Source organism: Marinimicrobium alkaliphilum, from assembly GCF_003259155.1.
In the GTDB taxonomy this organism is placed as follows: domain Bacteria; phylum Pseudomonadota; class Gammaproteobacteria; order Pseudomonadales; family Cellvibrionaceae; genus Marinimicrobium_A; species Marinimicrobium_A alkaliphilum.
Map to the genome: position 1 here is coordinate 292,582 of NZ_QGMQ01000006.1, position 11,895 is coordinate 304,476.

Below are 11,895 nucleotides of genomic sequence, written 5' to 3' on the forward strand. Positions count from 1 at the left end.
CGGCGCTTTACTGTGACACTGACGGATTCAACCTTATGCAAAAATTCACCCTACTCGCGCTATTCGGCGTTTATGCGGCGGCACTGCTGCCCAACCCCCTTATGGCCGATGTCCGACTGCCCCAACTGGTCAGCGACGGTATGGTTCTGCAACGCGATACCCCGGTGCCCGTGTGGGGCTGGGCCGATCCGGGCGAGGCCGTCCGGGTCGAGTTCCGGGGCGAGCGCTACACCACCGAGGCCGACGCCGAGGGCCACTGGGAAGTCACCCTCCCGCCCCAGGGCGCCGGCGGCCCCGAGCAGCTCGTGGTCGAGGGCAACAACCGCATTACCCTGAACGACGTTCTGGTGGGCGACATCTGGCTGGCCTCGGGTCAATCCAACATGGAACTCCCCATGGGCCGCACCAAGACCATCAACCGCGACGAAATGGCCCGCGCCGATTTCCCCGAAATCCGCTATTTCTACGTGCCCGACCGTTACAACTTCAAGGCCCCCGAAGTGGACCTGGACGGCGGTGAGTGGGTCGCCATCACCCCGGAGACCGTCTGGGATGTGGCCGCTGTGGTCTACTTTTTCGCCAAAGACCTGCACCAGCACACGGGCGTGCCCATCGGCGTCATGAATGCCGCCCTGGGTGGGTCTCCCATCGAAGCCTGGATCAGCGAGGAGGGCCTCAAGGCATTCCCCCACCATCTTGAAGAGGGCAAGCGCTTTCGCGACGACGACCTGATCGACGAAATCACCCTTGCCGACCAGTCCCGTGCCGCCCAGTGGGATGAAGCCCTTGAACGCACCGACCGCGGGCTGCGCAACGGCAGCTTCCACTGGGCCCGCAGTGATTACGACCACAGCGACTGGGATACCATCGAGCTGCCCCGTTTCTGGAGCGATCCGGAAGAGCCGGTCAACGGCGTCTGGTGGCTGCGTAAAACCATCGAAGTCCCGGACTCCTGGGCCGGCAAGCCGGCCTTTCTGAACCTGGGCACCATGACTGACGCCGACGCCACCTTCCTCAACGGAGAACTGGTGGGGCGTACCTGGTACCAGTACCCACCCCGCTGGTACCGTCTGCCCGAAGGCGTGCTCAAAGCCGGCACCAACACCCTCACCGTGCGCCTGGTGAGCGAAAGCGGGCGTCCAGGCTTCTGGGAGGACAAGGACTACGAGCTGGAGTGGCAAGGCGAGAGCATCGACCTCACCGGCGAGTGGCACTACCGGCTGGGAGCGCAAATGCCCGCCAAAGGTGGCTCCACCTTCATCCGCTGGAAACCTCTGGGGCTCTACAACGGCATGATCGCGCCCCTGCACAAGGTGCCCTTTACCGGTGTCATCTGGTACCAGGGCGAATCCAACGCCGGGCGCTACGGCGAGTACGCCGAGTTGTTCGAAACCCTGATTGAGGACTGGCGCGGACATTGGAACAACGATGAGCTGCCCTTCCTGTTCGTACAGCTCGCCAATTACATGGCCGCTCACGAGCAACCCACCGACAGCCATTGGGCCCGCCTGCGGGAAGCTCAAAAGCAGACCTTGGGCGTCGCACACACCGGCATGGCCGTTGCCATCGACGTAGGCGAGTGGAACGACATTCACCCCCTCGACAAGGCCTCAGTGGGTGAGCGTCTGGCACTGGCAGCCCGGGCCATCGCCTATGGCGAGGAGAACCTCGTATACTCCGGGCCCCTGTTCAAGGAGGCGCGCGTGCGCCGCAATCGCATCGATATCAGCTTCGAGCACACCGGCGGCGGCCTCGCCAGCTGCGATGGAGAGCCCTTGCAGCACTTCGCGATTGCGGGAGAGGATGGCGAGTTTGTCTGGGCCCAGGCCCGCATCCGGGGAGACCGGATACAGGTCAGCAACCCCGAGGTACGCCGCCCCCAGATGGTGCGCTACGCCTGGGCAGACAATCCCGAGGGCGCCAACCTGTGCAACCGCGAGGGTCTCCCTGCCAGCCCCTTCAGGACCGATGAACAACCTGTGAGTGAGCGCTAACATCGATCAAAGCCCCGTAAAACCGGGGCTTTTTTTGTATTAATATTTTTTTTCTGTCAAACTCTGTACAAACATTAATGTCAAATATACCATAAGCATATCGCCATGCTGTTCGATTCCGTGCGCGTGCACCAGAGCATAGCGGCCCAGAAGCCTAAATAATGTTTCGTCAGTGCCCATCGGACAGATTGATTAATTTGCCTTGCAACCCCCGTTTGCAATGCCTGCTACAGGACAGACTATGCACCTTCTCGGATTGGATATCGGCAGCTCCTCAGTCAAACTCGCGGTTATCGACGGCGCGACCGGCGAGCGAGTCGCGAGCGCCACCTATCCGCCTCAGGAAATGCGCATCGACGCCCCCCAAAGCGGCTGGGCCGAGCAATCGCCCGAGGCCTGGTGGGACGCCATCCGCCAGGGCTGCGCCCAGATGTGGGCCGAAAAACCGGCATTGAAAGACACCATCGGCGCCATCGGCATCTCCTACCAGATGCACGGCCTGGTGGCCGTCGACGCTCAGGGCGACGTCCTGCGTCCCTCGATCATCTGGTGTGACAGCCGTGCGGTCGCCACCGGTGAAAAAGCCTTTGACGCCCTGGGCAGCGACTGGTGCATGAAACACCTGCTCAACTCACCGGGCAACTTCACCGCGGCCAAATTGCGCTGGGTGCAAGAGAACGAGCCCGAGGTCTACAGCAAAATTCACAAAATTCTGCTGCCAGGCGATTACGTTGCCTACAAACTCACCGGCGAATTCACCACCACCGCCTCGGGCCTGTCTGAAGGGGTATTCTGGGACTTTGCTGAAGGCAAAGCCGCCGACAAGTTACTCGAGCACTGGCACATTGATCCGAGCCTGCTCGCCACCCAGGTACCCAACCTGGGAATTCAGGGTGAACTGAGCGAGGCTGCGGCCAATGAGCTGGGTATCAAGCCCGGCGCCAAGCTGGCCTTCCGCTCCGGCGATCAGGTCGCCAACGCCATGAGCCTGAACGTCCTGGAACCCGGCGACGTCGCCACCACCGCTGGTACGTCCGGTGTGGTCTATGCGGTTACCGACAAAAACATTGCCGATCCGGACCAGCGCATCAACACCTTCCTGCATGTGAACAAGGGCGACGCTCCGGCTCACAAGGGTCTATTGGCCTGTATCAATGGTGCCGGACGCATGAACAGCTGGCTGCGAGGTCTGCTCAGCGCTGGTGGTGATCTGTCCTACCCGGCCCTGAACGAGCTGGCCGAGGCAATCGAGCCCGGCAGCGACGGGCTCCGGGTCTTCCCTTTCGGCAACGGTGCCGAGCGGGTTATGCGCAACAAGCTCCTGTCCGCCCAGATGGACGGCCTGGATCTGAATCGCCACAGCGCCCAACACGTCGCACGCGCCACTCAGGAGGGCGTAGCCTACGCCATGAACCTGGGCTTTGAACTGATCAAGGGGCTGGGCGCGGAAACCCGCGTGGTGCGCGCCGGTCACAGCAACATGTTTTTAAGCCCCATTTTCAGCAGTGCCTTTGTTAACCTCACTCAGGCACCGCTTGAACTTTACCAGACCGATACCGCCGAGGGCGTAGCCCGGGCGGCGGCCTGGGGTTGCGACTACTACAGCAGTCGCGCCGACGTCTTCCGCACACTTACGCGCAAGGCGGTGATCGAACCGGATGCGGCTCTGCAGAGTCGCTATCAGGAGCTGTACGGTCAGTGGCGCGCTGCCGTCGACCGACGTCTGGCCGAGGCCAACTAAACACTTTGCACACTTAACACTGACATCAAGGGTTACATCATGAGCATTACACTAGGCGACAAAGAATACTTCCCCGGGGTCGACAAGATCCAATACGAAGGCCCGGAATCGGACAACCCGTTCGCGTTTAAATGGTACGACGAGAATAAAGTGGTTGCCGGTAAAACGTTGAAAGAGCACTTCAAATTTGCCGTGTGCTACTGGCACACCTTCTGTGGCGCCGGTCATGACCCGTTCGGCCCTGGCCCCTTCCATTTCCCCTGGAGCGAAGGCAAAGACGCCGACACCCGCAGCCGCATGAAGCTGGACGCGGCCTTTGAGTTTTTCACCAAGCTGGGCACGCCCTACTACTGCTTTCACGATGTCGACGTGATTGAAGAGGGTGGCTCGCGCGCCGAAACCCAAAAGCGTTTGCATGCGTGGACAGAGCTGGCCAAAGCCAAACAAAAGGAATCCGGTGTTAAGCTGCTGTGGGGCACTGCCAACCTGTTTACCAACCCGCGCTTTATGAACGGCGCCTCTACCAACCCTGACTTTGATGTGGTCGCCTACGCCGGCGCCCAGCTCAAGGACGCCATCGACGCCACCATCGCCCTGGGCGGTGAGAACTATGTTTTCTGGGGTGGTCGCGAAGGTTACATGAGCCTGCTCAACACCGACATCAAGCGCGAACAGGAGCACATGGCCCGCTTCCTGACCATGGCCCGCGATTACGGCCGCGCCAATGGCTTCAAAGGCAACTTCCTGATCGAGCCCAAGCCCATGGAGCCGTCCAAGCACCAGTACGACTTCGACAGCGAAACCGTTATTGGCTTCCTGCGTCACCACGGCCTGGATAAAGATTTCAAACTGAACATCGAAACCAACCACGCGACCCTGGCACAACACACCATGGATCACGAGATGCAAGTGGCGGCCAACGCCGGCATGCTCGGTTCCATCGACGCCAACCGCGGCGATTACCAGAATGCCTGGGATACTGACCAGTTCCCCAACAACATCAACGAAACCACCGAAATGATGTTGGTCTTGCTGCGCAGCGGCGGCTTCCAGGGTGGCGGTGTAAACTTCGACGCCAAACGTCGTCGTAACTCCACCGACCTGAACGATACCTTCCACGGTCACATCGGCGGCATGGACGTGTTTGCCCGCTCGCTGATCATTGCCGATCGCATCGTGCGCGAATCCTCCTTTGAGAAAATGCGCAAAGAGCGCTACGCCTCATTTGACGCCGGCAAAGGTGCAGACTATGAAGCAGGCAAGTTGAGCCTCGAGCAGCTGGCTGAAATCGGCAACGCCGTGGGCGAGCCCAAGCAGACCAGCGGTCAGCAAGAACTGTACGAGAATATCGTCAACCGTTACATCTAAGCGTTAGAAAAACTCTCGCCATCAGGGCGGCACCGCGACGGCGGGCCGCCCTTTTTTATGCCCAAAAAGTCGCAACATCAAGATGTTAAAAAATGTTAGCGAATAAATAGAAACTCTTTGGCATATGAATCATCTCGAAGCATTTCGATCAGTCATAAAAAAATCCCGCGTCATTCCAAATCCACCTGTTAGTCATATTGACAATGAGTTCAGCGAGTGTAATAGTCCTGCTGACTAATAACTATTAATCAGATTTTTGCTGTATCTGGTTGCCCTAGTTGTTGGCTCCGTCATAAAAATTAATGGGAGTTCAAAGACATATGTTCAGAAAAAACAAACTATCCCAGGCAATGCTGTCTGTTGCTATGGCCTCTTCAATGGCTGGTATGGCAGGTACCGCCCTGGCTCAGGATGAGGCCATCCTGGAAGAGGTCGTGGTCACCGGTATCCGTGCTTCTCTGGAGCGCGCTCAGGATATTAAACGTAACTCCAGCGGTGTGGTCGACGCCATCGCCGCCGAAGACATCGGCCGCTTCCCCGATGCCAACCTGGCAGAATCTCTCCAACGTGTTCCCGGTGTTTCTATCGACCGCAGTGCCGGTGAAGGTAACTCCGTGAGCGTTCGCGGCATGGGCCCGACCTATAACCTGGTTATGGTCAACGGTCGCCAAATGCCGTCCAGTAGCGACGGCCGTGATTTCAACTTCAACGACCTGGCGGCCGAGCTGGTCAACGGCGTCGAAGTGCGCAAAACCGCAAACGCCACTGATCCGTCAGGTGGTATCGGTGCCAGTATCAACGTCACCACCGCGCGTCCGCTGGATATCGGCCAGTTCCGTGCCGCCGGCACACTCAAAGGTGTGACCGATACCGATCAGGGTGATATCACGCCTGAGGTCTCAGCCCTGTTCAGCAACACCTTTGCCGATGACACCATCGGCGTCTTGTTCGCCGTGTCTTACCAACAGCGTAAGTACGAGCAAGAGCGGGTAGCCGTAGACGGCTGGCGCCCGAACACCAACTACGCTGACGGCGCCATCACCAACCCGGAAGTCAATCAGACGCCGAACCTGTTCTTTGCGCAGAACTACAACATCTCGGTGCGCGACACCGAGCGCGAGCGCACCAACGCGGCCCTGACGTTCCAGTACGCGCCTAACGCTGACCTGACCGTCACCGCAGACTATCTCTACTCAAAACTGGAAAACGATTGGGAATACTCTCAGTTCGGCGTTTGGTTTAACTCCGGCGCTCTGAGTGACGTAGTGATTAACGAGAACGGCACCGTTATCGACATGTTCGAAGAAGGTACTTTCGATAACATTCAGGATTGGGGCGCCAACGCGTCAGAGAACAACTCTTTTGGTGTCAACGTCGACTGGCAGCTGACTGATCGCTTCAACCTGAGCCTGGATGCCAACATGGCCCGCTCCGAGCAGAACCCGGGCGGCGAGTTCAACCAGTATCAAGCGATCATCGGCTACCGCAACCAGCAGCGCTTCCAGATCATCGACGGCGCCGAGCTTCCGGTACTGACCAATATCTACGATGCAAACCCGGATCGCGTCCAGGCGCCTTTCTGTGGTAACGGCAACTGGACCGACACCACCGAAGCCAACTGTCAGTCCTATGCGGCCGCCAATAACATCGATCCGGATTCAGCCGAAACCGGCACCGGCCCCGATGGCGAAATCTGGCAGGCAGGTCTGCGCGCGCACCGCAACGATATCCAGAGCGGCAACACGGTCGACGATCTGAACCAGTTCCGTATCGCCGGTACCTGGGAGGACGACAACCTGACTCTGCGCTCGGGCCTGATGTTCACCGACCAGAAGAAAAACAACCGCCTCAAGTACAACGCCCATGGCGGCGCTGACATGAATGTGGTTGAGCAGTTCGGCGGCTTCTACGGCTACCCGAACCTGAACGACAATGTTGATCTTTCCGGTCGCACCCGCACCGGCAGCGGCTTCCTGAGCCAGTTCAGCGGTAACGAGAACCTGCCCGACCGCTGGGTGTACTACAACCCGCAAGACGTGTTCGATGTGATCTGGGCCACCGCCGGAGACGGCTATACCCAAATTCCCACCGAGTGGTCGCCCAACAGCTACCAGGTGCGTGAAGAAACCCTCGCCACCTACGTGGAAGCGGATTTCGACACCTACTTCTTCGATATGCCGCTGAACGTTCTTACCGGCATGCGCTTCGAACGCACGGATATCAGCTCAACCGGCCAGGAAAACAACCTGATCGGCCTTGAGTTTACCGATCCGACCCAGATGCAGCCCATCTATGAAGAGGGTGGCTTGACCGAGTTCACCGACTCGCAAAACTACAGTGTGCTGTTGCCGAGCCTGACTCTGCGTCTGGACATTACCGATGACGTGGTCGGCCGCTTCGCTGCCAGCCGCACCATCACCCGTCCGGGCATTGGCAGCCTGCGCTCAACCCGCACGATTGGCGACACCCGTCCCGGCGGCGGTCTGACTGCATCCGCTGGCAACCCTGGCCTGAAACCTTTCTCCTCTGACAACATCGATCTGGGTGTCGAGTGGTACTACTCACCCTTGAGCTATGTGTCTGCAGGCGTGTTCGTCAAATTCATTGATGACTTCATCGTCGGCGGTACCCGTCGCGACAGCATCAATGATGTCACCGATCCGAGCTCCGCGGGCGGCACCATCGATAATCCGACGCCGCCGGCGCAAGCGTCACTCGCCATGTTCAACATCAGCTCTGATGTGAACGGCCCGACGGCCCGCGTTGAAGGTATCGAATTGGCGATTCAGCACGAGTTTGGTTACACCGGCTTCGGTGTGGGCGCCAACGTGACCTTTGTGGACACCGATCGCAAACTCGATCCGCAAGATGTTGACCAGCGCTTTGCCATCACCGGCCTGAGCAACTCCGCTAACCTGGTGGGTTACTACGAGCAGGGCCCCTGGTCTGCGCGTCTGGCCTACAACTGGCGCGACCAGTTCCTGCAGTGCTTCTGTCAGCTGCAGGGTGGCGACGCGGTATTTGTGGATGACTACGGTCAGTGGGACGCAAGCGTCAGCTACGATGTCACCCAAAACATCAGCGTGTTGCTCGAAGGTATCAACCTTACGGGCGAAGGCTACCGTTCAACCGGTCGTTACGACGAGCAGTTGTACGAAGCCATCTCCACCGGCCCGCGCTTTGCGCTCGGTGTACGCGCTTCTTTCTAAGCCAACCCTCTGCAACTCTGTTGTATTAGCTTAGTGCGTTTGGCCGCCCTCCGGGGCGGCCTTTTTTATGCGAATTTTATCGCCCGAAGCCCTTCGCATGCCCGTCAACTTCTGGTACTTTAGACATTATGCCCCTGTGCGAATCAGCACAATAACCGCACGGGCCACTACCTAAATAAAAGCCCTATTAGGTACATACTATGACTCAGCCCATTACCTCAGTCGTCATCGTCGGTGGCGGCACTGCAGGCTGGATTACTGCAGGCACCATCGCCGCCCAACACCAGTCGAATACCGACGCCGGCTTGCGCGTCAGCCTGGTCGAATCACCGGACATCAAACCCATCGGCGTGGGCGAAGGCACCTGGCCAACCATGCGCACTACCTTACGCAAAATGGGCATCTCAGAAACCGATTTTATTCGCGAATGCGATGTCGGCTTTAAGCAAGGTGCCAAGTTTGCAAAATGGGTCACCGGCGCCGACGACGATTTTTACTACCACCCGCTGGTGCTGCCTCAGGGATTTATGCACGGCAACCTGGCGCCCTACTGGCAAACCAACGGCCACGACAAGTCCTTCTCGGCGGCCGTGTGCTACCAGGAAGCACTGTGCGAGAACGGCCTTGCACCAAAGAGTATCGCGACCCCCGAGTACGAAGCGGTCGCCAACTACGCTTACCATTTGAATGCCGGAAAATTTTCCGAGTTTCTGAAAAAGCACTGCCTGGAGAAACTGGGCGTTAACTATACCTGCGACAACGTCACCCGAGTTATCAGCAAAGACAATGGCGACATTGCCGCCGTGGACACCCAGGCCAGCGGCGAGATTAAAGGCGACCTGTTTATCGACTGCACCGGTTTTCACGGCCTGCTGATCGACAAGCACTATCAGGTCCCCTTTATCGACAAAAGCGATGTGCTTTTTGTCGACTCGGCCCTCGCCGCACAAGTGCCTTACTCTAGCGAAGACGATCCCATTGCCTCACACACGATTTCAACCGGGCAGGCCGCTGGCTGGATCTGGGATATTGGCCTGCAGAGCCGGCGCGGCGTCGGCCACGTGTATTCCAGTCGCCATACGGATGAGGAGCGCGCCGCCGAAGCCCTGACCCGCTACATCGCACAGAGCGTAGGCGAAGCGCGCGCCAAGGAGCTGAGTTTTCGCAAGATCCCCATTCGTCCGGGACACCGGCAGGTGTTCTGGCAGAACAACTGTGTCGCCGTGGGCCTGTCCGCCGGCTTTCTCGAACCGCTTGAAGCCTCGGCTCTGGTGCTCGTGGAATTGTCCGCAGAAATGATCAGCGAACAGATGCCCACCTGCCGCGAAGCCATGGACACCATCGCCAAGCGCTTCAACCAGACCTTTCGCTACCGCTGGGACCGGATCATCGACTTTCTGAAGTTGCATTACATTCTGACCCAGCGCACGGACAATGATTTCTGGATCGACAATTGCGATCCGGATACCATTCCCGACAGCCTCAATGAACTGATGGCCCTGTGGCGCTACCAGCACCCCTGGGATCACGACTTTACCAGCCGACGGGAAGTCTTCCCCGCGGCCAGCTACCAGTACGTGCTCTATGGCATGGGTTTCAAAACCGAATCCGATCACATCCGCCTGACACCCCAGGAACGTGCTTTTGCCCAGCGGCAACTGCAGGAAAATGATCGCATTACCCGTATGATGGTGTCCAAACTACCGAGCAACCGGGCGTTGCTCAACAAGGTCCATGACTACGGCTTTCAAAAACTATAACCAGAACGTAAAACACACAAGAGGTCACTATGAGCGAACCGGTACTGCTCGATAGCAACACCCATAAAAACACCCGCGTACTCGGCGACGCCCGCACCGTTGTCGGTCCGGTCAGTCGCAACTGCTCGGTCATTACCCAGGAATTTCAGCGCCTGGCGTCGCACTTTCCGGTGTTATTGACCAAGAATGAGGACACCGGCCAGTTCGCCTGTGTCGCACTCTTCGGTTTTGATCCCGGTGAAAATCTGTTTGTGGAGAAGGATCGCTGGCAGGTGGGCTATGTGCCCCTGAATATCCGCCGCCACCCGTTTATGATCGGCGCGCAAACCACACCGGCGGGTGAAGAAGAGCATGTCATGTTGATCGACATGCAGAGCGAGCGCATCAGCGAACAGGACGGCGAGGCGTTGTTTAACGACCGGGGCTTCCCAACACCCTTCACTGAAAACATGACCTCGGTGCTGAAAACCCTGAAAGACGGTTTCGTGGAAACCCAGGATTTCATTCAGGCCCTGTTGGAACAGGAAATGATTGTGCCGGCCAATTTCGAAATCCAGTTTCGCAACGGCGAGCGGCGCGAAATCAACGGCCTGTACACAATCAGCCAGGACGCACTCGACGCCCTGACCCCGGAGCAGGTCGTGGCCATGCACCGCTCAGGCCACCTGCAGGCGGCCTACATGATGATTGCATCGCTCGGGCAGATGGAGCAATTGATCGAGCGTAAAAACCAGCGCCTGGGCGCCTAGCGTGTCACCCCTGCGCCGCGTCAGGAGCGGCGCAGCAGCTCGAACACCTGGCGCTTGAGCGCCTGATACAGTCTGGGCGTCATGCGCCCCAGTACCCCGCGCTTTTCTTCCGGGATATGCGCAACCGGATCGCCCTCCGGGCGGAACACATAGTGATCAAAGAAGGCACGCCAGGCCCGGCGCTCCGGCTCGGGCAAGTGGCTGATGGTCAGCAGGCCGTGCATCATGGTGGTAAAGGCCGCGTCCGGGCCCAGTTCGGTGGCGTTCCACCAGTAATTGACGATGGTGTTGACCGGCTCCAGCGACTCCACATTGTGCCACCAGAGCTTGGGGATATAGAGCGCATCGCCGGGCTCAAGCTCCACCACTTCGGCATGCTCCAGGGCTTCGGCAAAGCGCGGGTAGCGCGCCAGGTCCGGCTCATCCAGTGACACCATACTCACCGGCTGACCCGACAGGGTAAAGTCAATGGGACCGACATACAGGTTCACCAACTGTTCGGGGGGAAACAGCGTGAAGCGCCGCCGGCCGGACACCGCACAGACGACGTTATCGAGCATATCGTAGTGGGTCGACACCTTGGCCCGATTGCCCACCCAGATACGCGCTACGGCCGTGTTACCCGCCAGGTCACAACGGTGTTCACGGGCGAACTCCGGCACGGTGTCAGCGATACTGACGGCGCCGGTATAGATTGCCGGTGGTTCAGGTCGCTCGGCGGCATCCAGAATCCGCGCCAGTGCGCGGCTGAAAGGTTCGGCAATACGCTCAAAGTTGAAGCCCTCCAGATCGTCCTGGTAGAAAAAACGCCCGCCGATGGCCGAATCGCCCGTGTAGGTGACCACCTCTTTACCACTGTCGAGCTGCTGCAGGTAATCCACGTAAGTGGACAGGGACTGCGCCTGCCGCTGTACCGCCGGCCAGTGTTTGACATAGCCGCGAAACACGGCGGGGCGATACAGAGGCTGCACCTCCGCGCGGAAACGCTCCGGGGTCATGGCCTGCCATTCAGTGGTGGCTCGGCGAATCTCAGTCATAGGGATGCTCTACCTTATCGTTAGCTTTTTCGTTTGC

The 11,895-nt window shown here is 58.8% G+C and carries 7 protein-coding genes; 6 read left to right on the forward strand and 1 reads right to left on the reverse strand.

Annotated elements, in window-relative coordinates; genetic code table 11:
- The first annotated feature begins 35 nt into the window (after positions 1 to 35).
- The 6 genes from DKW72_RS11790 (at position 36) to DKW72_RS11815 (ending at position 10,821) form a co-directional block, all read left to right on the forward strand.
- A complete protein-coding gene (locus tag DKW72_RS11790) occupies positions 36 to 1,994 on the forward strand; it encodes a sialate O-acetylesterase (RefSeq protein WP_111642558.1) in 1,959 nt (652 codons plus the stop codon).
- Positions 1,995 to 2,235: 241 nt separating this feature from the next.
- Positions 2,236 to 3,735 (forward strand): xylulokinase, encoded by a 1,500-nt coding sequence (locus tag DKW72_RS11795; RefSeq protein ID WP_111642559.1) that lies wholly within the window; start codon positions 2,236 to 2,238, stop codon positions 3,733 to 3,735.
- A gap of 39 nt (positions 3,736 to 3,774) precedes the next feature.
- Complete coding sequence (xylA, locus tag DKW72_RS11800; protein WP_111642560.1) at positions 3,775 to 5,103, forward strand: xylose isomerase; 1,329 nt, start codon at positions 3,775 to 3,777, stop codon at positions 5,101 to 5,103.
- A 320-nt stretch (positions 5,104 to 5,423) separates the two neighbouring features.
- On the forward strand, positions 5,424 to 8,312 hold the full coding sequence (locus DKW72_RS11805; RefSeq protein WP_157960476.1) for a TonB-dependent receptor: 2,889 nt from the start codon (positions 5,424 to 5,426) through the stop codon (positions 8,310 to 8,312).
- Positions 8,313 to 8,512: 200 nt separating this feature from the next.
- Entirely contained in the window at positions 8,513 to 10,072 is a 1,560-nt protein-coding gene (locus DKW72_RS11810) for a tryptophan halogenase family protein (RefSeq protein WP_111642562.1), read from the forward strand.
- Positions 10,073 to 10,101: 29 nt separating this feature from the next.
- Complete coding sequence (locus tag DKW72_RS11815; protein WP_111642563.1) at positions 10,102 to 10,821, forward strand: SapC family protein; 720 nt, start codon at positions 10,102 to 10,104, stop codon at positions 10,819 to 10,821.
- A gap of 20 nt (positions 10,822 to 10,841) precedes the next feature.
- Here the strand turns inward: DKW72_RS11815 and DKW72_RS11820 are convergent, their stop codons facing one another.
- Entirely contained in the window at positions 10,842 to 11,858 is a 1,017-nt protein-coding gene (locus DKW72_RS11820; RefSeq protein ID WP_111642564.1) for a cupin-like domain-containing protein, read from the reverse strand.
- Positions 11,859 to 11,895 lie beyond the last annotated feature (37 nt).